Raw genomic sequence first — 21,038 nt, 5'->3', positions numbered from 1 at the left:
CCGATCACCCTGGCACACGGTGATCGGCGCGCCCGGAGCCGCTACTACTGGATGCCCGCCGAGTTCAGCCAGTCGCGGGCCACGGTGGCGGGGTCGGGGCGGTCGGGCCCGGCGAGGCGCTGGTTGAGCTGGGTCAGCTGGGCGGTGTCCATCTTCGCCGAGATCTGGTTGAGCGTGTCGGTGACGCGGGGGTCGGACGACTTCGTCCGGTTGATCAGCGGCACGACGTTCTGGGCGGCGAAGTTGGAGCGCGGGTCCTCGAGCACGACGAAGTCGTTCTCGGGGATCGAGGCGTCGGTGGTGAACAGGTCGGCGGCCTGGACGGTGCCGTCACGCAGCGCGGCGACGGTCAGCGGCCCGCCCGCGTCGAGGGCGCGGAACTCGCGGAACGTGCAGTTGTAGATCCGCTGCAGGCCGGGGACGCCGTACGAGCGCTGCTGGAACTCCGGCGGGCCGCCGAAGGCGATCGTCGAGCACAGCGGGGCGAGGTCCTCGATCGAGCGCAGGTTGTTCTGCGTCGCGTAGGCGCGGGTGACGACGACGGCGTCCTTGTCCTCCGCGGCGCTCTGCGCGAGCAGCTGGAGCTGGGGCGGCAGGGCACCGGAGACCTGCTGGTAGACCTGGTCGGAGGCCGTGGCCGTGGCCTGCGGGTTGAGGAACTGCAGCAGGTTGCCGGTGTAGTCGGGCACCAGGTCGATCTCGCCGCGCTGCAGCGCCGGGAAGTAGGTCTCGCGGCTGCCGATGCCGAAGCGCCGCTCGACGGTGACGCCCTTGGACTCCAGGGCGCTCGCGTAGATCTCGGCGAGCAGGCGGTTCTCGGTGAAGTTCGCCGAGCCGATGCGGACGGTGCCCTGCGCCGAGGGCGCGGCGGGCTGGGTGGCGAGCGGGTCGGAGCCGCCCCCGCACCCGGCGAGGAGGACGCCGACGGCGGCGACCGCGGCCAGGAGCAGCGCGCGGGGAGATCGGATCATCGGTCGGGCCTCTCTGGGGATGGCGGGGTGGGAACGGAGGACGGGGCCGCGGCAGCGTGGCGGTCGGGACGGCCACGGAGCCGGAGACGGTCGGGACCGGGCGTCACGAACCGCCCGAGGAGCTGGAGCACGAGCTCGACGACGATGGAGAGCACCGCGACGATCAGCGCGCCGCCGAGCATCTGCGGGAAGTCGCGCACCGAGAAGCCGTCGATGATGTAGCGCCCGAGGCCGCCCAGCCCGACGTAGGCGGCGATCGTCGCGGTGGCGACCACCTGCAGCGTCGCGAACCGCACCCCGCCGAGCACGAGCGGCACGGCGGCGGGCACCTCGACCTGCAGCAGGATCTGCGACTCGCGCATCCCCATCCCGCGCGCGGCGTCGACGGCGCCCGGGTCGGCGCCCGCGACCCCGGAGTACGCCCCGGCGAGCATCGGCGGGATGGCGAGCAGCACCAGCGCGAGCGTCGGCGGCAGCAGGCCGAGCCCCAGCAGCAGCACGAACAGCACGAGCACGCCCAGCTCGGGCAGCGCCCGCAGGCCGTTGGCGACGCCGACGACCGCGAGCCCGCCGCGGCGGGTGTGCCCGATGACCGCGCCCAGCGGCAGCGCGATGACCGCGGCGATGGCGACGGCGAGCAGCGTGTAGCCGAGGTGCTCGAGCACCCGGGTCGGGATGCCGGCGGACCCGCTCCACTGCGCGGGCGCGGAGAACCACTCGACGAGACGTCCGAGCACGCCTACACCCCCGCCCCGGCGCGAGCCCACGGCGAGAGCGTGCGGCCCAGCGCGAGCCACAGCGCGTCGAAGAGGAAGGCGAGCAGGACCGAGCCGACGATGCCGGTGGCCACCATCGCCGTGTAGTCCTGCTGGAACCCGTCGGTCATCAGCGTGCCCAACGACTGGATGCCGACGAGGGCACCCACCGTCACCAGCGAGAACGCCGACACCGACGCCACCCGGATGCCGGCGGTGAGCACGGGGACGGCGAGCGGGAGCTGGACGCCGAACAACAGCCCCGCGGGCCGGTAGCCGACCGCGGTGGCCGCCGTGGTGACCGTGGCGGGCACGGCGTCGAGCGCCTCGGCCACGCTGCGCACGAGCAGCGCGACCGTGTAGATCGTGAGCGTCAGCCCGACGTTGACCGGGCTGAGGATCGGCGTGCCCAGCAGCACCGGGATGAAGACGATCAGCGCCAGCGACGGCACCGTGTAGAGCGCACCGGACAGCGGCACGAGGACCCGGCGGGCACCCGCCGAGCGGTGCGCCCACCACCCCAGCGGCAGGGCGATGACCAGGCCCAGGATCACCGGGACGACCGCGAGCAGGACGTGGGCGATCACCAGCTCGTCGATGTCGTAGCCGAACGCCCTCACCGGGGGGCGCTCCTGTCGAGCAGCGCCAGCACGTCGTCGGTGTCGACCCCGCCGCGATAGCGGCCGGCGCCGTCGACGGCGACCCCGCGTCCGGCCGGCGAGCTCAGCGCCGCGTCCAGGGCCCCGCGCAGCGTGCCGGCGGCGTCGGCCGCGGCGTCGTCGCCGTCGGTGACGTAGACCGAGCCGAGGTCGTGGCGCGCGCCGTCGGGGCCGAGCCAGGCCGCAGGGCGCTCGCTGCCGTCGAGGAGCACGGTCCACTCCCCCGGGACCGCGGGACCGGCCGTGTCGCCGTTGGCGTCGGCGCGGGTCGGCAGGTCGACCAGCCGCAGCGCGGTGGCCGGCAGGAAGCCCAGCCGCCGGTAGCCGCGGTCGCGCCCCACGAACCCGGACACGAAGTCGTCGACGGGCTGGGCGAGCAGCTCGTCCGGGGGCGCGAACTGGGCCAGCCGGCCGCCGACGCGCAGTACGGCCACCCGGTCGCCCAGGCGGATCGCCTCGTCGATGTCGTGGGTGACGAACAGGATGGTCTTGCCGAGGTCGGCCTGCAGGCGCAGGAGCTCGTCCTGGAGCTCGACGCGCACCACGGGGTCGACTGCGGAGAACGGCTCGTCCATGAGCAGCACCGGCGCGTCGCCGGCGAGCGCGCGGGCCACGCCGACCCGCTGCTGCTGGCCGCCGGAGAGCTGGGCGGGCCAGCGCTGGGCGAGCGCGTCGTCGAGCCCGACCCGCTCGAGCACCTCGGCCGCCCGCGCCCGCGCCTCGCGCCGCGACAGGCCCTGGAGCACCGGGACGGTGGCCACGTTGTCGATCACGCGGCGGTGCGGGAAGAGGCCTGCCTGCTGGATGACGTAGCCGATGCCGCGGCGCAGCTCGGCCGGGTCGCCCTGCGCGACGTCGCGCCCGGCGAGGAGCACCGCGCCCGACGTGGGCTCGACCATGCGGTTGACGGTGCGCAGCGAGGTGGTCTTGCCGCAGCCCGACGGCCCGACCAGCACGGTGATCTCGCCCTCGCGTGCCGTGAGTGACAGCGACTCCAGCCCCACCGTGCCGTCGGCGAACCGCTTCCCCACGTCCCGGAACTCGATCACGTACTGGCTCCCGGGTCCCGCCGGCGGCACAGGGTCGGCCACCGAGTCGAGGCGGAATGTAATCGGCGGCCCCGACAGCCGCGACCGATCACCGCCCCGCGACACCGGCCGGTGTGATACCGGTCTCAGCGCGGGGGTCAGCCCGCCCGGCGGTCCTCGGGCGTCAGCGGCCCCCGGCGCAGCAGCTGCGTGAACGCCTCGCCCGGCATCGCGCGGGCGAACAGCCAGCCCTGGTAGGCGTGCACGCCCAGGTCGCGCAGCACCGCGAACTGGTCTTCGTCCTCGACGCCCTCGGCCACGCAGATCTGCCCGATGGCGGCCGTGAGGTCGACGACGGCCCGGGCCACGGCGCGGTCGGACTCGCCGGTCGCCACGCCCCGGACGAAGCCGCGGTCGAGCTTGACGATCTGCGCGGGCAGCCCCGTCAGCCGCGAGAGCGAGGAGTAGCCGGTGCCGAAGTCGTCCACCGCGAAGCGCACACCGGCGGCGATGAGCTCGTTCATCTCGCGCAGGGTCGTCGACGGGAGGTCGGCCAGGCAGGTCTCGACCAGCTCGAGCACCAGGCGGTCGTAGGGCAGGCCCGCGACGGTGACGGCCTCGTGCACGGTGTCGAGGAAGTCGGGGTCGCCGGGCAGCAGCCCCGCGAGGTTGACCGCCACCGAGGGCACCGTGCCGTCGGGGCCGGACGGCGGCCACACGGCGGCCTCGCGGACGGCGGTGCGCAGCACCCAGCGGTCGAGGTCGCCCATCAGGTCGGCGGCCTCGGCCACGGGCAGGAACTTGTCGGGGAAGAGCAGGCCGTGCTCGGGGTGCTGCCAGCGCACCAGCGCCTCGGCGGTCTGCACGCGACCGTCGGCGCCGACGACCGGCTGGAAGTGCAGCACCAGCTCGTCGTTGACCATGGCCTCGCGCAGCTGGGTCTCGAGGCGCAGCGCCTCGTCGGCACCCTTCATGATCGCCTCGTCGGCGAGCGCGAACCGGCCCGTGCCGCCGCTCTTGGCCTCGAAGAGCGCGGCGTCGGCGAAGCGCATGAGGTCGCCGGTGCCCGGGTGCGCCGGCGCCGGGTCGAGGCCCGCCAGCTCGGTGGCGCGCTCCCGGCGCAGCACCTGCTCGACCGGGTCGGCCGTCGGGTCGATCTCGGGCTGGGACGGGTCGGCGTGCGCGTCGGCACCGATGGTCGCGCCGACCGCCGCCCCGACGGTCGCCGAGATCCGCACGAGCTGCCCGTGCACCGGGATCGCGGTGCGCAGGATGCCCGCGACCGTGGCCGTGAGCGCGTCCAGCCCGCCGTGCAGGTCGACGTCGGCGCACACCACGACGAACTCGTCGCCGGCGCTGCGCGAGGCCGCGCACCCGGCGGGCAGGCGCTCGCGCAGCCGCGCGGCGAGCTCGACGAGCAGCTCGTCCCCGGCGTCGTGACCCAGCGAGTCGTTGACCCGCTTGAAGTTGTCGAGGTCGCAGAACAGCACCCCGGTGCGTCGCGCCGTCGGGCCGGCGAGCAGCCGCGAGACCGTCGTGGTGAGCGCGCGCCGGTTGGGCAGGCCGGTGAGCTCGTCGTGCATGGCCTGGTGGCGCAGGCTCGCCTCGACCCGCCGCGCGTCGGTGACGTCGGTGAACACGACGAGGTGGGTGACGCCGCCGTCGTCGTGCACCGAGACCGAGACGTGCAGCTCGCACCACACCGGGTCGGCGGCGGCGCCGCCCGCGCCGCGCTCGCGGGTGCGCAGCGCCCGCGGCGCGCACGACCAGCTCACCGACCCCGCCGAACCCGCCGGCCGCGAGAGCAGCGGCGTCACCGGCCCCGGCCCCTCGGCCGTTTCGGCGGCGAGGTCGAGCAGCTCGTCGGCGCGCCGGCCGCGCAGCGCCTCGGGGCCCTGGCCGAGCAGCCGGCACAGCGCCTGGTTGGCCTTGACCAGCCGCTCGTCGTCGTCGAAGAGCGCGATGCCGACGGGGGCGACGGCGAGCAGGTCGGTGAAGCGCTGGGTCAGCGCGCGCAGCCGCTCCTCGGCCTGGCGCCGGGCGGTGACGTCGGACGCGGTGCCGAGCACGGTGCCGTCGGCACGCAGGGCGGCGTGCAGCTGCAGGATGCGCCCGGTGCCGTCGCCGAGGCGCGCCTCGGCCTCCAGCGGCGCGCCCTCGGACACCAGGGCCGTCCAGCGGCGCACGAACCCGCCGCGGTCGGCGGGGTGCAGCGCGTTGAGGAGGTCCTCCGCGCGCCGCCGGGGGCGCGCCTCGATCCCGAGCAGCTCGGCGAGCACCGGCGAGAGCCACGCGGAGCCGGAGGTGAGGTCGACCTCCCAGTGCCCCAGCCCGGCGATGCGCTCGACGTCGGCCGCGGAGGGCCCGTCGGCCAGGTCGGCGGCGGTGGCGCTCTCCGGGCCCGACAGGGGCGACGGGGGCGACGGGGGCGACGGGGCCGCCTGGGGCACCAGCACCAGCGTCGCGCCGCCCACCGCGTCCCGCCAGACCACGACGTGCACCGGCAGCGGCGCGGCCGCCACCCGCCGCAGCCGCGCGGTGAGCAGGCCCTCGGGACCCGCGCCGGGGTCGACGGGCGCGACGGCGACGAGCAGGTCGTGCAACGGGCGGCCGAGCATCCCGCGCGGCTCGACGGTGCCGGCGGGGTCGACGAGGTGGGCGACCTGGTCGCGCACGGCCACGACGCGGCCGTGGACGTCGTGGTGCAGCGCGGCGCCCGGCGGCAACGACACACCGCCCTCGGGGCCGCCGTCCGCGGGGGGCAGGACCGCGAGCGCCCCGGCCCGGTGCTTCGCCCCGGCGGCGAGGGCGAGGCCACGCGAGCCCGGCACCGGCACGGCACTCCCCACGTCTGCGCTCCCCTCGCACGCGGGTCCCGCGCCGTCCTGGATGGAACGGCCCCTCCGCGTCTGTCTCAGCAACGAAGGAGACCCGGTGGGGGTCCGGGTAGATCACCCCGTGGAGGGACGCCGCGCGACGACCGCGAGTTCCCACGCGTTCTGCTGCACGACACGGACGAACGACCTTGAGGACACCGACCGGTCGTCGCGCCGAAGCGGACGGAGTCCACGACGAGCGGCAGACGGCCCAGGGCCACTCGGCCGATGGACCACCGGATCACCCACCTGCGGAACACCGACCTACCGACCGTGCTCCCGAGGGGCCACGAACGGTCTCGATCACGCCGCGAACGTCCCGCAACCACCGGAAGGATGACGGGTGATCGGCCGGGTGAGCGACACCGACACGCCGGGGATCGTGGCCACCGCCCGGTACCCGACGCGCCGGCACCGCGAAACCGTCGTGGACGACCGGTCGCCGCGTCATCCCTGGTGCACAACTGGATGGCGTGCCACCAGGTGACGGGGGATCGCTAGTGCCCGTGCCCCTCGGCGGCGACCTCGGCGACGTGTCGGCGCACGACGCCCTCCTCGGCCGCGGCCCGGGCGACCGCCTCGGCCACCGCCGGCGCCACGCGGGTGTCCAGCGCGCTGGGCACGATGTGGTCGGCGCCGAACTCCTCGTCGCCGGCGGCGATGTCGGCGATCGCGTCCGCCGCGGCCAGCTTCATGGCCTCGGTGATGCGCCGGGCGGCCGCGTCGAGCGCGCCGGCGAACACGCCCGGGAACGCGAGCACGTTGTTGATCTGGTTCGGGTAGTCGCTGCGCCCCGTCGCGACGACCGCCGCGTGCTTGCGTGCGACCTCGGGGTCGATCTCCGGGTCGGGGTTGGACAGCGCGAACACGATGGCGCCCTCGGCCATCGACGCGATCACCGACTCGGGGATGGTGGAGCCCGAGAGCCCGAGGAACACGTCGGCCCCGGCCACCGCGGCGGCGAGGTCGCCGCGCACGCCCCGCGGGTTGGTCTGCTCGGCCAGCGCCATCTTCTCGACGTTCATCCCGTCCCGGCCCGCGTGGATGACGCCGCGGGAGTCGAGCACGACGACGTCGCTCGCCCCCGCCGAGAGGAGGATCTTCGCGCAGGCGACCCCGGAGGCGCCGGCCCCGCTGACGACGACCTTGAGCGAGGCGAGGTCGCGGTCCAGCACGCGGGTGGCGTTGCGCAGCGCCGCGAGCACGACGATGGCGGTGCCGTGCTGGTCGTCGTGCATCACCGGGCAGTCGAGCGCCTCGATCAGCCGGCGCTCGATCTCGAAGCAGCGCGGCGCCGCGATGTCCTCGAGGTTGACCGCGCCGAAGCTCGGGCGCAGGTGCACGAGCGTGTCCACGATCTCGTCGACGTCCGTGGTCTCGAGCACCAGCGGGATCGAGTCGAGGTCGGCGAACGCCTTGAACAGCGCCGACTTGCCCTCCATGACGGGCAGGGACGCGCGCGGGCCGATGTCGCCCAGCCCGAGGACGGCCGTGCCGTCGGAGACCACGGCCACCAGGCGGTGGGTCCACGTGTAGCGGGCGGTGAGCGCCTTGTCGTCGGCGATCGCGCGGCAGACCTTCGCCACCCCGGGCGTGTAGGCGATGGCGAGGTCGCGGCGACCGGACAGGCCGACGGTCGGCGTCACCGAGAGCTTGCCGCTCTCGTGCGACGCGAACACCTCCTCCTCGGTGATGTCGCGGCCGTCGAGGGCGGGCTGGTTCGTGGTGGCGTCGTTGCCGGGGTCGCTCACGGTGGCTCCAAGCGGACGGTGGGGGTCGGCAGCGTCCCGGGGGGTGGGCTGCCGAGGTCGGGATACCCGGGCGGGAGGTGGTGGCGGCACCCGCGGTCGGCGGGTGCCGGGCGGGCCGTCGGCGCGGGTGGGCGCGCGGCCCGGGCCATGCTCCTCTGGAGCGCTCTCGCTCGCCCGGTCGCGGGCGATCCTCGCGCGTCGGCGGGTCCCGTGTCTGCGTCCGGGGTCACGCGGCGCGCCGTGACCGCTCGTCGACTACCGCGCGTGCAAGCGCCCCGGGTGCGGCCACAGCCGCCAGCGGACGGGGCCGAGCGCCTCGGCCGGGCCGAGGGTGCGGGAGTCGGTGGAGGCCGTCGGCGCGTCGCCGACGGCGAACCAGCCGTCGTCGGCGGCGAGGGCCGCGCGCTTCACCGAGAGCTGGTCGGGCCGCGCCGGCCACCGGACGAGGGCGACCTCCCCGGGCCGCACCGCGGCCCCCGGGAACGCGAGGACGACGTCGCCGTCACGCAGCGTCGGCACCATCGACCCACCGCGCACGAGCACCCGCCGCGGACGGCGTGCCAGCAGCTCACGAAGGGTCCTCACCGGCGGCGCTCCACGTGTCGGCGGGCGGGGCTGGGGGTACGTTCTCTGTCGTCGGAACGATCACCATTCCCCATCAGGAAGAGGGAGGCGAGATGGGACTGCTCTCCAGCGTCCTGCGACCGCGCCTGGAGGCCACCGCACACTGCGACCTCCCCTGCGGCGTCTACGACCCGGCCCAGGCCCGGATCGAGGCCGAGTCGGTCAAGGCGATCCAGGAGAAGTACCAGTCCAACGAGGACCCGGCCTTCCGGACCCGCGCCATCCAGATCAAGGAGGAGCGCGCGGACCTCGTCAAGCACCACCTGTGGGTGCTCTGGACGGACTACTTCAAGCCCCCGCACTTCGAGAAGTACCCGCAGCTCCACGAGCTGTTCAACAAGGCCACCAAGGCCGCGGGCGGCGGCGCCGACGGCGCCAAGTCCTCGATGGACCCGCAGACCGGCCAGCAGGTCCTCGACCACATCGCCGAGATCTCGGACATCTTCTGGGAGACCAAGAAGGGCTGAGTCCCCCGCGCGGGAGCACCCGGCGCGCCCGTCCCCGGTCCCGGGGGCGGGCGCGTCGTCGTCCGCAGGGCCGCCGAACGGGTAGGAACGCCCCGTGAGCGAGACCCCCCTCGGACGCCTGTACGTCCTGCGGCACGGCGAGACCGCGTGGTCTCGCGACGGACGGCACACCAGCCGGACCGACCTCCCGCTGACCGGGAAGGGCGAGGAGGCGGCGCGGACCGCCGGGCACCTGATCCTCACCCTGCGCGGCGCCGACGCCCCGCCCCCGGCCGTCTGGACCAGCCCCCGCCGGCGTGCCACGGAGACCGCGCGGCTGGCGGGCCTGGAGCCCTCGACGGTCCGCGAGGACCTCGTCGAGTGGGACTACGGCGCCTACGAGGGCCGCACGACGCCCGAGATCCGCGAGGAGGTGCCGGGCTGGACGGTGTGGACGCACCCGTCTCCCGGCGGTGAGACCGGGGCCGAGGTGGCCGCCCGCCTCGACCAGGTCCTCGCCGACGCCGGGCGGGAGCTCGCGGGGCGTGACGTCGTGCTCGTGGGCCACGGCCACGCCGGGCGGGTGCTGATCGCCCGCTACCTGGGCCTGGACCCGTCGGCCGGGGTCGGCTTCGCCTTCGACGCGGCCTCGGTGACGGTGCTCGGCCACGAGCGCGGGGTGCCGCGCATCGACCTGCTCAACGCCCCCGGCGGCCTCGTCGAGGCCCCGCCCCTGCCGGCCGACCGGCATTGACGACCCTGATGGCGGCCGGCGTCCTGGTCCGCGACGGGCGGGTGCTCCTGGGGCTGCGGCGTGCCGACCGCGCCTCCTACCCGGGCGTCTGGGACCTGCCGGGCGGGCACGTCGAGCCCGGCGAGTCGGCGGTCGCCGCGGCCCGCCGCGAGCTGCGGGAGGAGCTGGGCGTCGACGCGGCGCTCGGGGCGCCCTGGCGCGTGCTGGTGGACGGGGACGCCGAGCTCTCGGTGTGGCTGGTCCACGCGTGGGCCGGGGAGGTCCGCAACGTCGCCGACCACGAGCACGAGCGGCTCGGCTGGTTCACCGCCGCGGAGCTGCCCGCGCTCGATCTGGCGCACCCGTCCTACCCGTCGCTGCTGGCCGAGGCGCTCGGCTAACGACCGGCCCGGAACCGGAACGACCGCTCCCCGGCCTCGGCGGAGGCGTCGAGGAAGCCGGCGTCGCGCAGCCGGTCGGGCATGGTCGCGGGGTCGACGACCACCATGGTGTCGCCGACGTGCAGCAGCCGGAAGCGCAGGCTGCGCACGCTGTCCGACCCCGCGAACACCCCGCCCGGGCGCAGCACCCGCGCCGCCTCCGCGAACACCTTGTCCTGGTGGGCGGGCGAGGGGACGTGGTGGAGCACGGTGAAGCAGACGACGACGTCGAAGCTCGCGTCGCGGAAGGGCAGCCGCGCACCGTCCGCGGTGTGCACCTGCACCCGTCCGGCCATGTCGCGGTCCAGCGCGGTCGCCAGGCGCGGGTCGACCTCCACGGCGGTCAGCGAGCCCGTGCGCTCGACCAGCCAGCGCGTCGTCACGCCGTAGCCCGGCCCGATCTCGAGGACGTCGCCGCCGAGGTCGAGGTCCGCGAGCGCCCAGGGCATCACCTGGCCGTGCATCCGCTCGGCCCAGCGCTCGGAGCGGCACAGCCGGCGGTGCATCGCGTTCATGGCCACGCCTGTCGAACCTACTGTTGCGCCCACGCGCGCGCGGGCGCGCAGAGCAGGCCGTAGAGCACCCCGGCGGCCGCGATGATGATCGGGTAGCCCCACTCCGGGCGCTGCGAGGGCACGGCGGCGTAGAACGCGCACCCGATCGTCAGGAGCTGGGCGACCAGCGCCGGCCCGCGGGCCCCCCGCTCGCCGCGCAGCAGCAGGACGGCCACGACGCCGAGCCCGAGGGCCAGGAGCAGGACGAAGCCCCAGACGGCGAAGCCCACGCCCGCGGTGGCCATGAGCACCGTCACGACGACGCCGACGACACCCTCGGCGAGCACGCCCAGGGCCGCGAGGAGGACCGGGCGGGGGGTCGACGTCACCCCTCCAGCCTAGGGACGGCCGAGAGATCGGCGACATCCCGGGACCACACCCCCCGATCGGAGAGCGCACGGCGTCTACGGTGAACCTCGTGCGTGCGCTGCTCGTGGCCAATCCCTCGGCCACCACGACGACGGCGGCCGGTCAGGACGTCATCGCGCACGCGCTCGCGAGCGAGATCAAGCTCGACGTCGTCGCCACCCGCTACCGGGGCCACGCGGCCGAGCTCGCCGCCCGGGCCCGCACCGAGGCCGTCGACCTCGTCATCGTCCTCGGCGGCGACGGCACGGTGAACGAGGCGCTCAACGGCCTGCTCGCCGACGGCCCCGGCGAGGGCGTGCCGGCGCTCGGGGTGGTGCCCGGCGGGTCGGCCAACGTCTTCGCCCGCGCCCTGGGCGTGTCCCGGGAGCCGCTGGAGGCCACCCACCGGCTCCTCGGCGCCCTGGCGGAGGGCCGGTCCCGCACGGTGGGGCTGGGGCGCGCCGACGAGCGGTGGTTCAGCTTCAACGCCGGGCTCGGCTGGGACGCCGACGTCATCGCCTCGATGGAGCGCGCCCGCGGGCGCGGCCACGACGCCACCCCGGCGCGCTACGTCACCACGTCGGTCCGCCGCTGGACGCGCACGCGCCTCGACCCGCCCGACCTCACCGTCGAGATCGCGGGCGAGGAGCCGGTCGGCGGGGTCCGGCTGGCCATCGTGTCCAACACCGACCCGTGGACCTACCTGGGGGCGCGCCCGGTGCGCACCAATCCCGGGTGCTCGTTCGACGGCGGCCTCGGGCTGTTCGCCCTGAAGTCGGTCGGCCTGCCGACGGTGCTGCGCCTCGTGCACCAGGTGCTGCGCCGGGACGGTGCGTCGGGCCTGAAGTCGGTGGTGCGCCACGACGACGTCCCCGCCCTGCGGATCACCAGCGACGAGCCGGTCAACCTGCAGGTCGACGGCGACCACCTCGGGCAGCGCAGCGACGTCGAGTTCGTGGCCGTCCCGGACGCGCTCCGCGTCGTCGTCTGACCCCGATCGGGGCCCGCGTCAAACCTCCGTGAGGCCCGACGGGCGGTCAGTGGCCATCTGAATCGAGTCCACCTGCTGCCGCTCGTCGTGGGGCCACGGACGGGTGGACGGCTCGTCGTGCTGTAATCGTCGCTCGTCGCAGCCGGGCGGTCATGACCGTCCGCGCAATTCCACTCACCGACCGAGTTCGCCCGCCGAACCGCTTGGCACTCGATCTCATCGGTCGCGTCCTGCAGATTGAGTCGCATCCCCCGCAAATGCCGGGACGGACGCACGACCCCGCGTGGATCGGCGTTCCGGACCGGTCGGGTCCGTCGTCCGACACCACGGACGACGGGCGGGAGATCGGGCGACAGTGAGTGTCCCTGATCTCCGTTGGCAGGTCACGGCGCCACACCGGAGTCGTGACAACGGTCGGAGAAAGACGACCACGACCGGTGCGCTCCCCGAGGCGCACCCACCGAGGAGCTCAGAACGATGGACTGGCGGAACGACGCTGCTTGCCGCGACGAGGACCCGGAACTGTTCTTCCCGGTCGGCACGAGTGGCCCTGCGCTCTCCCAGATCGCGCGTGCGAAAAGCGTCTGCCGGCGCTGCCCCGCGATGACCGAGTGCCTGACGTGGGCGCTCGAGTCCGGCCAGGACGCCGGCGTCTGGGGTGGCGCGAGCGAGGACGAGCGCCGGGCGCTCAAGCGCCACGGCGTGCGCCCCGAGGTGCACACCGGATTCTGATCCGGATCGAGGACGCCAGCTCCCCGGCGTCCTCCCCGGGTCACCGACCCCGACCCCGGCGCATCTCGAGCACGCTCCCCCGCGCCGGGACCGGGCCGGACGCTCGCTCCCCACGCGTCCGTCCCGGACACGCAGGAGGCACACCACGCAGGCCCCGGGCCGTCCCCCGAAGACGGCACCGGGGCCTTCGTGTGCGTGCCGGGCTCAGCGACCGCGGTGCTGCAGCGGCACCCGCAGGACCGCGCGGGTGCCCGCGTCCTCGCCGGGCAGGATGCGCAGGGAGCCGGCGAGCTCGGAGTCGACGAGCGTGCGCACGATCTGCAGGCCCAGACCCGGGGCCCGCTCCAGCGAGAACGTCTCGGGCAGCCCCCGGCCGTCGTCGCGGACCTCCACCTCGAGCTGGGCGGCCGTCCGGGTCGCGGCGATGACCACGGTGCCCGAGGACCGCTCGGCGAACCCGTGCTCGAGGGCGTTGGCGACCAGCTCGGTGAGCACCATGACCAGCGGCGTCGCCATGACCGCCGACAGCACGCCGACCTCGCCCTCGCGGCGCATCGCGACCCGCGCGCCCGGGCGGGTCACGTCGTTCATCATCGGCAGCACGCGGTCGAGCACGTCGTCGATGTCGACCTTCTCGTCCACCGACGCGGCCAGCGCCTCGTGCACCAGCGCGATCGAGGTGACGCGGCGCACCGACTCGGTGAGCGCCTCCTGGGCCTCCACGTGGGGCGTGCGGCGGGCCTGCAGGCGCAGGAGCGCCGCGACGGTCTGCAGGTTGTTCTTCACGCGGTGGTGGATCTCGCGGATCGTCGCGTCCTTGCTGAGCAGGGCGCGGTCGCGGCGGCGCACGTCGGTGACGTCCCGGACGAGCACGAGGGCGCCGCTCGGCACGCCGCGCGGGTGCAGCGGCAGGGCCCGCAGCACGGCCGTCGCGCCGTGGCCCTCGAGCTCGGCGCGCTGCGACGGGGTGCCGGCCAGCGCGCCGCGCACGTGCTCGGCCGCCTCGGCGCCCTCGAAGGCGTCGTCGGCGACCTCGCGGACCACCGCGGCGAGGTCGACCCCGACCAGCTCCTCGCTCCAGCCGAGGCGGTGGAACGCCGACGCCGCGTTCGGGCTCGCGTAGAGCACCCGGCCCGACGTGCTGATCCGCACCAGCCCGTCGCCCACCCGCGGCGACGAACGGCCCTCGTCGCGCCCCTCGGCGGTCGGGAACGTGCCGTCGGCGACCATCTGGCACAGGTCGGCCGCCACGGCCGTGTAGGAGACCTCGAGCGTGCTCGGCACCCGGGGGGCCGCGAGGTTCGTGTCGCGTCCCAGCACGGCGACGACCTCGCCCCCGCCGGGCTCCCGGACCGGCACCACCTCGCGGCGCACCGACCGGCCCCGGTGCCAGCGCGGCTGGTCCTCGCGGCGCATGGTGGTGTCGGCGAAGGCCCGGTAGAGCTGCGGGTGCTGGCTCGCCGAGGCGCGCACGCCGACCATGTCCTCGGGATGAGCGGTCGCCGTCGTCGTCGGGCGGCACTGGGCGACGCACAGGAGGTCGGCCCCGTCGACAAGTCCAGCTCCGCTCCGCTGCGTGTCCTGCGGCGTGCGCACCCACAGCAGGAAGTCGGCGAACGACAGGTCCGCGAGCAGCTGCCACTCGGCGACCACGCGCTGCAGGTGCGCCGCCGCGGCCCCGGAGAGCGCTGTGTGGGCAGCCAGCAGGTTCGAGAGCGTCGACACCGGGCGGCCGCGGTTCCCCACGGCGATCATCCAACCACCGCGCCGGTCGGGCCCCCGCGACGTGGGATGATGGGTGCATGTCGAAGCGCGCGCGCCAGAAGCGGGACCGCAAGAAGAAGAGCAGCAATCACGGCAAGCGGCCCCACGCCTGAGGGCTTGCCCCCGAACACGCGAAAGGCCCGTCCGAGGACGGGCCTTTCGTGTGGGTGGACCTCCTAGGACTTCCAGGACTCCACGCGGGTCTGGTTGACCTCGACGACCGTGCCGGCCGGGCCACGCTCGACGGTGACCTCGGCCTGCTCGAGCATCGTCGCGCGGATCTGCTCGCGCAGCCGCTGGTGCAGGCCGGCGGGCGCGTGCTCGCCCCGGCAGCTGCGGCTCAGCAGGGTCTTGACCTTCTCCTCGAGCCCGTAGCGGGCCAGGCAGGGCCCGCACTCGTCGAGGTGGCGGCGCAGCTGGGCGTCCCGGGCCTCGTCGCACTCGTGGTCGAGCAGGAGCCAGACCTCGGCGAGCACCTCGGAACAGTCGGTCTCGTGGTGATCCCCGCAGCTCATCGTCCGGCCCCCTCTCCCGTGGTCACCGTCTGGCCGCCGTCGCGGATGAACCCGCGGTCGCGTGCCGTGTCGGTCAGTGCCACCCGCAGCTGGCGGCGTCCCCGGTGCAGCCGTGACATCACGGTGCCGATCGGGGTACCCATGATCTCGGCGATCTCCTTGTAGGCGAACCCCTCGACGTCGGCGAGGTAGACCGCCATCCGGAAGTCGTCCGGCAGGTTCTGCAGCGCGTCGCGGATGTCGGTGTCCGGCAGGTTCTCCAGGGCCTCGGCCTCCGCCGACGGCAGTCCGGCGCTGGAGTGCTCACCGGCCTGGGCGAGCTGCCAGTCGGTGATCTCCTCCGTGGGCGACTGCTGGGGCTGGCGCTGCCGCTTGCGGTAGGTGTTGATGTAGGAGTTCGTGAGGATCCGGTACAGCCACGCCTTGAGGTTGGTGCCAGGCCGGAACGAGGCGAACGACGAGTACGCCTTGAGCACGGTCTCCTGGACCAGGTCCTCGGCGTCGGCCGGGTTGCGGGTCATCCGCAGGGCCGCGCCGTAGAGCTGGTCGACCATCGGCATGGCGTCGCGCTCGAAGCGCGCCGCGCGCTCCTCGGGCGTCTCGGTCGTCACGTCGACGACCTCACCGACCCCGTCGGTGCGCTCGTCGGTCTCGTCGGGGGTCTCAGGAGTCACAGCCCTCGCCGCGTCGGCCACGGGGCTCCCTTCGCGCCGCGCCGTCGCGGGCGCGGTCGGGACGTCGATGAATCCCGAGGAGACTACCCGCGTGGGTCGCAGGGCATCCGGTCCCGCGGACGACGTCACGCCGTCGAACGGCGTCGCGGCGGCCGGCCCGGCCGCCGCCCTCGTCATCACTGCTGGCATGTCCGGCTCAACGCGGTGCCGGGGGGCGGGATTCCCGGGCTAGGCTCGCCCGCCGTGGCCGCATCGACCCCGGCCCTGGCGGCCCTGGACGACGCCGGGATCGCCTACACGACCCACCCGTACACCGCGCCCGGGAGGACCGCCGCCTCGCAGGGTCGAGCTCCGCTGCGCTCCGTCTCCTACGGCACCGAGGCCGCCGAGGCGCTGGGCCTCGACCCGCGCCGGGTGCTCAAGACCCTGGTCGCCGAGGTCGACGGGACGCCGGTGCTGGCGATGGTGCCGGTGTCGGGGACCCTCGACCTCAAGGCGCTCGCGGCCGCGCGGGGCGGTAAGCGGGCGGTGATGGCCGACACCACCGCCGCCCAGCGCCTCACCGGCTACGTCGTCGGCGGCATCTCGCCGCTCGGCACCCGGCAGGCGCTGGACGTGGTGATCGACCTCTCGGTGGCCGAGCACGGGACCGTCTGGTGCTCGGCGGGCCGCCGGGGGCTGCAGATGGCGCTGACCCCCGACGACCTCGTCGCCGCCACCGGGGCGGAGCTGGCCGAGATCGCCGCCGACTAGCCGAAGAACACCCGCAGGTCGGCGACGACCGCCTCCGGGACCTCCATCACCGCGAAGTGCCCGCCGCGCTCGTGGCGGCTCCAGTGCACGACGCCCGTGTTGTCCCGCTCGGCGAACACCTTGATCGTCTGGAAGTCGTCGGCGAACACCTGCACGCCGGTCCGCGCGGCGCTGACCCGCGGCTCGGCGCCGGCGCGCGCGTCCTCGAGGTAGAAGCGCACGGCCGTCGCGGCGGTGTTGGTGAGCCAGTACAGCGAGACCTGGGTGAGGATCTGCTCCTCGGTGACCAGGCTCGTGCCGTTGCCGAAGGAGTTGAACAGCTCGTGGTAGGCGAGCTGACCGACGGGCGAGTCGGCGACTGCGCGACACCTCCGCCCGAATGCTGGCCCTCCTCTCGCTGCTGCAGTCCCGGCCCGACTGGCCGGGCCCGGAGCTGGCCGCGCGCCTCGGCGTGAGCGTCCGGACGATCCGCCACGACGTCGCCCGCCTGCGCGAGCTCGGCTACCCCGTCGACGCCGAGACCGGACGCGCGGGCCGCTACCGGCTCGGGGTCGGGGCGTCGCTGCCGCCGCTGCTGCTCGACGACGACGAGGCGGTGGCGGTCGCCCTCGGGCTGCGCGCCGGCACCGGGCTGGCCGGGACCCGCGAGGCCGGGGAGCGGGCGCTCGCGAAGCTCGACCGGGTGCTGCCCCACCGCCTGCGCCGCACCGTCGCCGCGCTCACCGAGGCCACCGCGCGCGGCCCGGAGAACACCGTCTCCGACGCGCCGGACCCCGAGGTCGACCCTGCGCTGCTGCGCGCGGTGGCCGAGGCGATCCGCGACCGGACGGCGCTGCGCGTCGCCGGGGCCGACGGGCCGGCCCGCCTCCTCGAGCCCTACCGCCTCGTGAGCTGGGAGCGGCGCTGGTACGTGGTGGTGCGCGCCCCCGCGACCGGGACGTGGACCGTGCTGCGCGCCGACGGACTGGAGCTGCGCACCCCGGGCGGGCCGCGCTTCTCCCCCGTCGACCCGCCCGAGGACCTCACCGACCTGGTGCTGCGCGAGGTGGCCACGGCGGGCTGGTCGGTGCACGCGCGGATCGTCGTGGCGGCGCCGGCGTCGGAGGTGCTGGCGCGGATCAACCCCGCGGTGGGTGTGGTCGAGCCCCGCGACGCGCACAGCTGCGTGCTCGTCACGGGCGCCGACAGCGTGGCCACCGTCGCGGCCTACGTCGGCATGCTCGACCTGGACTTCCGGGTCGAGGGCCCGCCGGAGCTCGTGGCCCAGCTGCGCACGACGGGCGAGCGCTACCTGCGGGCCGTGTCGGACTGAGCCATGTCGACGACGAACCGGAACCGCACGTCCCCGCGGCCCAGCCGGTCCATCGCCTCGCCGAGCCGGTCGGGCCCGACGACCTCGACGTCGGCGACGATCCCGTGCTCGGCGGCGACGTCGAGCATCTCGCGGGTCGCGGGCACGCCGCCGCTCCCGGTGCCGGCGATGCGCTTCTCGCCGACGACCAGGCTCATCGGGTCGATCGCGAGGGTGGCCGGCGGGATGCCGGCGAGGACGTAGGTGCCGTCGACCGCGAGCGCGCCCAGGTAGGGCGCGAGGTCGAGGGGGTGGCCGGTGGTGTCGAGCAGGACGTCGAACCGGCGGGCCTGGCGGGCGAGCGCGTCCGGGTCGCGGGTGAGGACGACGTCGTCGGCACCGAGGGCCTTGGCCGCCTCGGCCTTGCTCTCGCTGCTGGTCAGGGCGACGGTCTCGGCGCCCAGCGCGTGGGCGAACCGGATCGCCAGGTGCCCGAGGCCGCCCACCCCCACCACGCCGACGGTCGTGCCCGGCCCCGCGCCGAAGCGCCGCAGCGGCGCCCACGTCGTGATCCCCGCGCAGAGCAGCGGCGCGGCGCCCGCGGGGTCGAGGCCGGCGGGCAGGGCGTACACGAAGTGGCGGTCGACGACGATCTCGGTGGAGAACCCGCCCTGGGTGGTGCCGCCGGAGACCCGGTCCTCGCCGCCGTAGGTCAGCGTCGGGAAGGCGTCGCAGTCGTTCTCCCGCCCGGCGCGGCACGGCGCGCAGGTGCGGCACGAGTCGACGATGTTGCCGACGGCCACGCGGTCGCCCGGGGCGAGGTCGGTGACCTCGTCGCCGGTCGCCGCGACGACGCCGGTCATCTCGTGGCCCGCGACCAGCGGGAACGCCGCCGGGTCGCCGCCGGCGAGCGCGTGCCGGTCGGTGGCGCAGACGCCGCAGTGGGTGATGCGCACGACGACGTCGGAGGGCCGCGGGTCGCGACGCTCGACGGTCCACGGCTGCGGCGCGGCGCCCGGGGCCGGTGCGGCCCATCCGGTGACCTCGTGCATGGCTCCTCCTGTCGTGACCAACCAGTTGGTTACGTCCGACCGTAGCACGTGACCAACCAGTTGGTTAGGATCGGACCGTGCCCAAGGACGGAGCGGCGACGCGCCGCCGGCTGCTGGACGCCGCGACCGCGGAGTTCTCGCGCTACGGCATCGCGGGGGCGCGCGTCGACCGGATCGCCGACGCCGCCGAGGCCAACAAGGCACAGATCTACGCCTGGTTCTCCTCGAAGGACGGGCTGTTCGACGCGGTGTTCGCCGAGCACCTCGCGCTGATCGTCGACCTCGTCCCGTTCGACGCGACCGACCTCCCGGGCTACGCGGTCCGGCTCTACGACGCCTACCTGGAGACGCCGTCGGTCATCCTGCTCGCGACCTGGGCGCGCCTCGAGCGCGTCCCGACCGGCGACCTGCTGACCTCCGTCGGCGACGTGATGGCCGGGAAGCTCGATGCGATCCGGTCGGCCCAGGCCGACGGGCTGATCGACCCCGAGCTGGCACCGGGCGACGTCTACTCGCTGGTGATCGCGCTGTCGATGACCTGGTCGCCCGCGGCCACCGTGATCACGGCCGCGCCGGACGACCCGGCCGCCGACCACGAGCGTCGCCGGACGGCCCTGGCCGCCGTCGCGCGCCGCGCGTTCGCCCCGGGCTAGACGGTCTCGCGCGCGAGCACCCGCGCCAGCCAGGGGCCGACGGCGGCGGCGACCGGCCCGCGGGCCTTCAGCGAGTGGTCGCCCGCGAGGACGACGACCTCGCGCGTGGCGGTCGGGGCCGGCACGCCGAAGCGGTCGCGCTCGCCCGAGACCGCGAGCACCGGCACGGTGACCGCATCGATCTCGGGGCCGCGGTCGGGGCGGGTGCCGTCCTTGCGCGCCGGCGCCAGCAGCGGGAAGGCGAGCGCGAGCACGGCGACCGGAGCGAGCGCCGCCGCCCCGCGACAGGCGACCCGCGCGCCCGAGGAGCGCCCGCCGTGCACCTGGGGCACGTCGGGGATCGTGCGGCCCAGGTGCCGGACGACCGCCGCCCACGCCTCGTCGAGCTGCGCGGCCGGCGGCGGGGCCCTGCGCCCGGCCACGCGGTAGGGCTGGAGCACGCGGGCGACGGCGAGGCCGGCGTCGCGGGCCGCCGCGCGCGCCCCGAGCAGGTCGGGCGCCTCGACCCCGCCACCGGCCCCGTGGCCGAGGACGAGCAGCCCGCGCGGCGCGCCCCCGGGCTCGTCGAGGTGGACCTCGGCCGCGCCGTGCGGCGTCTCGACGGTGATCACTGCGTCGCCGGCACGTCCAGGTCGAGCGCGAGGCCCTGCTGCTCGGGCTCCTCGTGGCTCTCCTCGACCAGCTCCGGCCCGTGGTTCTTCACGTTGTTGACCTTGGTGGACACCTGGCGCAGCTCGAATGACGTCAGCAGCTCGGGCGGGGGCGGCTCGAGCAGGCCGGTCGGGTCGTCGTTGTCCGGGTCGAGCCAGGCCGTCCAGCGCTCCTGCGGGAGCACGAGCGGCATCCGGTGGTGGATGTCGACCAGCGGACCGGCGGCGTCGATGGTGACGACCGTGGTGGTGATCAGTGGCGACGTGCCCTTCGGTGCGTCCTTCGGCCGCCAGGTCTCCCAGAGGCCGGCGAAGGCCAGCGACCTCCCGTCGGGCAGCGTGATGAAGTACGGCACCTTGCGCCCGCCGGGGCCGTCGCGCTGCCACTCGAACCAGCCGTCGGCCGGGAGCAGGCAGCGGCGGCCCTTCACCGCGCGCCGGAAGGCGGGCTTGCTGGTCAGCGAGTCGGACCGCGCGTTGATCATGCGGCTGCCGATCTTCGGGTCGTCGGCCCACCCCGGCACCAGGCCCCAGCGCATGGCCCGCAGGCTGCGCTCGAGCCGCTGCGGGTCGGCCTTCCCGGCGCCGTCGCGCGGGTGCCGGTCGACCACACCGATCACCGTGGTGGTGGGCGCGACGTTGTGGTCGGGGCCGGGCCACGCGCCGTCGGTGGCGTCGACGGCGTCGAACTCCTCGGCGAGGGTGGCCGGGTCCTTCGACTGGCTGTAGCGGCCGCACATGCCGTCCATCCTGGCACCGGGCACCGACAGGGGTCGGG

General features: G+C 75.2%; 25 protein-coding genes. 9 read left to right on the top strand and 16 right to left on the bottom strand.

Translation table 11 applies throughout. From position 1 onward, the window contains the following. Positions 1–44 precede the first annotated feature (44 nt). From PHK61_RS16740 to PHK61_RS16710, 7 genes are all read right to left on the bottom strand, one after another. Entirely contained in the window at positions 45–971 is a 927-nt protein-coding gene (locus tag PHK61_RS16740) for an ABC transporter substrate-binding protein (protein ID WP_274282132.1), read from the bottom strand. After that, positions 968–1,708 (bottom strand): ABC transporter permease, encoded by a 741-nt coding sequence (locus tag PHK61_RS16735; protein WP_274282131.1) that lies wholly within the window; start codon positions 1,706–1,708, stop codon positions 968–970. The genes PHK61_RS16740 and PHK61_RS16735 overlap by 4 nt, the downstream gene beginning before the upstream one ends. Before the next feature lie 2 nt (positions 1,709–1,710). Next, a complete protein-coding gene (locus PHK61_RS16730; RefSeq protein ID WP_274282130.1) occupies positions 1,711–2,346 on the bottom strand; it encodes an ABC transporter permease in 636 nt (211 codons plus the stop codon). After that, a complete protein-coding gene (locus tag PHK61_RS16725) occupies positions 2,343–3,434 on the bottom strand; it encodes an ABC transporter ATP-binding protein (protein WP_274282129.1) in 1,092 nt (363 codons plus the stop codon). Before PHK61_RS16725 ends, PHK61_RS16730 begins: the two co-directional genes overlap by 4 nt. A gap of 137 nt (positions 3,435–3,571) precedes the next feature. After that, complete coding sequence (locus PHK61_RS16720) at positions 3,572–6,262, bottom strand: putative bifunctional diguanylate cyclase/phosphodiesterase (RefSeq protein WP_274282128.1); 2,691 nt, start codon at positions 6,260–6,262, stop codon at positions 3,572–3,574. 524 nt (positions 6,263–6,786) lie between these two features. Continuing rightward, positions 6,787–8,040: an NAD(P)-dependent malic enzyme gene (locus tag PHK61_RS16715; protein WP_274282127.1), complete on the bottom strand. Its 1,254-nt coding sequence runs from the start codon at positions 8,038–8,040 to the stop codon at positions 6,787–6,789. A gap of 255 nt (positions 8,041–8,295) precedes the next feature. Then, positions 8,296–8,625: a S26 family signal peptidase gene (locus PHK61_RS16710; RefSeq protein ID WP_274282126.1), complete on the bottom strand. Its 330-nt coding sequence runs from the start codon at positions 8,623–8,625 to the stop codon at positions 8,296–8,298. A gap of 92 nt (positions 8,626–8,717) precedes the next feature. Here PHK61_RS16710 and sodN point away from each other — a divergent pair, with 92 nt between their 5' ends. From sodN to PHK61_RS16695, 3 genes are all read left to right on the top strand, one after another. After that, positions 8,718–9,131, top strand: a complete 414-nt coding sequence (gene sodN / locus PHK61_RS16705; RefSeq protein WP_274282125.1) for a superoxide dismutase, Ni — start codon at positions 8,718–8,720, stop codon at positions 9,129–9,131. 94 nt (positions 9,132–9,225) lie between these two features. After that, complete coding sequence (locus PHK61_RS16700) at positions 9,226–9,864, top strand: histidine phosphatase family protein (RefSeq protein ID WP_274282124.1); 639 nt, start codon at positions 9,226–9,228, stop codon at positions 9,862–9,864. A gap of 8 nt (positions 9,865–9,872) precedes the next feature. Further along, positions 9,873–10,244: an NUDIX domain-containing protein gene (locus PHK61_RS16695; protein ID WP_274282123.1), complete on the top strand. Its 372-nt coding sequence runs from the start codon at positions 9,873–9,875 to the stop codon at positions 10,242–10,244. Here PHK61_RS16695 and PHK61_RS16690 read toward each other — a convergent pair. Further along, complete coding sequence (locus PHK61_RS16690; protein WP_337993971.1) at positions 10,241–10,798, bottom strand: class I SAM-dependent methyltransferase; 558 nt, start codon at positions 10,796–10,798, stop codon at positions 10,241–10,243. The two genes, PHK61_RS16695 and PHK61_RS16690, sit on opposite strands and share 4 nt — an antisense overlap. Before the next feature lie 17 nt (positions 10,799–10,815). Further along, positions 10,816–11,166, bottom strand: coding sequence for a hypothetical protein (locus tag PHK61_RS16685; RefSeq protein ID WP_274282121.1), 351 nt, complete (start codon positions 11,164–11,166; stop codon positions 10,816–10,818). Between the two features lie 89 nt (positions 11,167–11,255). Here PHK61_RS16685 and PHK61_RS16680 point away from each other — a divergent pair, with 89 nt between their 5' ends. Both PHK61_RS16680 and PHK61_RS16675 read left to right on the top strand, forming a co-directional pair. Next, positions 11,256–12,176, top strand: a complete 921-nt coding sequence (locus tag PHK61_RS16680) for a diacylglycerol/lipid kinase family protein (protein WP_274282120.1) — start codon at positions 11,256–11,258, stop codon at positions 12,174–12,176. Between the two features lie 477 nt (positions 12,177–12,653). Continuing rightward, positions 12,654–12,908, top strand: coding sequence for a WhiB family transcriptional regulator (locus tag PHK61_RS16675; RefSeq protein WP_274282119.1), 255 nt, complete (start codon positions 12,654–12,656; stop codon positions 12,906–12,908). Between the two features lie 204 nt (positions 12,909–13,112). Here the strand turns inward: PHK61_RS16675 and PHK61_RS16670 are convergent, their stop codons facing one another. Continuing rightward, the gene (locus tag PHK61_RS16670) at positions 13,113–14,633 is read right to left on the bottom strand and encodes a sensor histidine kinase (protein WP_274282212.1); all 1,521 of its coding nucleotides are present in this window, start codon (positions 14,631–14,633) and stop codon (positions 13,113–13,115) included. 77 nt (positions 14,634–14,710) lie between these two features. Here PHK61_RS16670 and PHK61_RS32080 point away from each other — a divergent pair, with 77 nt between their 5' ends. Next, positions 14,711–14,785, top strand: a complete 75-nt coding sequence (locus tag PHK61_RS32080) for a 50S ribosomal protein bL37 (protein WP_378022413.1) — start codon at positions 14,711–14,713, stop codon at positions 14,783–14,785. 63 nt (positions 14,786–14,848) lie between these two features. On the opposite strand, the gene rsrA is transcribed toward PHK61_RS32080, so the two are convergent. Both rsrA and PHK61_RS16660 read right to left on the bottom strand, forming a co-directional pair. After that, positions 14,849–15,187 carry a mycothiol system anti-sigma-R factor gene (rsrA, locus tag PHK61_RS16665; protein ID WP_274282118.1) on the bottom strand — a complete coding sequence of 113 codons (339 nt, stop codon included), beginning with the start codon at positions 15,185–15,187 and terminating at the stop codon, positions 14,849–14,851. Further along, positions 15,184–15,798, bottom strand: a complete 615-nt coding sequence (locus PHK61_RS16660) for a sigma-70 family RNA polymerase sigma factor (protein ID WP_274282211.1) — start codon at positions 15,796–15,798, stop codon at positions 15,184–15,186. The genes rsrA and PHK61_RS16660 overlap by 4 nt, the downstream gene beginning before the upstream one ends. A 306-nt stretch (positions 15,799–16,104) precedes the next feature. Between PHK61_RS16660 and PHK61_RS16655 the strand changes: the two genes are divergently transcribed. Then, the gene (locus tag PHK61_RS16655; protein ID WP_274282117.1) at positions 16,105–16,614 is read left to right on the top strand and encodes an aminoacyl-tRNA deacylase; all 510 of its coding nucleotides are present in this window, start codon (positions 16,105–16,107) and stop codon (positions 16,612–16,614) included. Here the strand turns inward: PHK61_RS16655 and PHK61_RS16650 are convergent. Further along, the gene (locus PHK61_RS16650; protein ID WP_274282116.1) at positions 16,611–16,835 is read right to left on the bottom strand and encodes a hypothetical protein; all 225 of its coding nucleotides are present in this window, start codon (positions 16,833–16,835) and stop codon (positions 16,611–16,613) included. The two genes, PHK61_RS16655 and PHK61_RS16650, sit on opposite strands and share 4 nt — an antisense overlap. A gap of 137 nt (positions 16,836–16,972) precedes the next feature. Here PHK61_RS16650 and PHK61_RS16645 point away from each other — a divergent pair, with 137 nt between their 5' ends. Then, on the top strand, positions 16,973–17,926 hold the full coding sequence (locus PHK61_RS16645) for a helix-turn-helix transcriptional regulator (protein WP_274282210.1): 954 nt from the start codon (positions 16,973–16,975) through the stop codon (positions 17,924–17,926). Here the strand turns inward: PHK61_RS16645 and PHK61_RS16640 are convergent. After that, positions 17,902–18,957, bottom strand: a complete 1,056-nt coding sequence (locus PHK61_RS16640; protein WP_274282115.1) for an NAD(P)-dependent alcohol dehydrogenase — start codon at positions 18,955–18,957, stop codon at positions 17,902–17,904. The two genes, PHK61_RS16645 and PHK61_RS16640, sit on opposite strands and share 25 nt — an antisense overlap. Before the next feature lie 77 nt (positions 18,958–19,034). On the opposite strand from PHK61_RS16640, the gene PHK61_RS16635 reads away from it, so the two are divergent. Continuing rightward, on the top strand, positions 19,035–19,610 hold the full coding sequence (locus PHK61_RS16635) for a TetR family transcriptional regulator (RefSeq protein WP_274282114.1): 576 nt from the start codon (positions 19,035–19,037) through the stop codon (positions 19,608–19,610). Here the strand turns inward: PHK61_RS16635 and PHK61_RS16630 are convergent. Beyond that, positions 19,607–20,221: an alpha/beta hydrolase family protein gene (locus PHK61_RS16630; RefSeq protein ID WP_274282113.1), complete on the bottom strand. Its 615-nt coding sequence runs from the start codon at positions 20,219–20,221 to the stop codon at positions 19,607–19,609. The genes PHK61_RS16635 and PHK61_RS16630 overlap by 4 nt on opposite strands. Next, a complete protein-coding gene (locus tag PHK61_RS16625; RefSeq protein ID WP_274282112.1) occupies positions 20,218–21,000 on the bottom strand; it encodes an SOS response-associated peptidase in 783 nt (260 codons plus the stop codon). Before PHK61_RS16625 ends, PHK61_RS16630 begins: the two co-directional genes overlap by 4 nt. Positions 21,001–21,038: the final 38 nt, after the last annotated feature.

This window comes from Actinomycetospora lutea, from assembly GCF_028737205.1.
Lineage (GTDB): Bacteria > Actinomycetota > Actinomycetes > Mycobacteriales > Pseudonocardiaceae > Actinomycetospora > Actinomycetospora lutea.
Note: the sequence above shows the minus strand (reverse complement) of the source record. Positions and strands in the feature narration are given on the sequence as shown.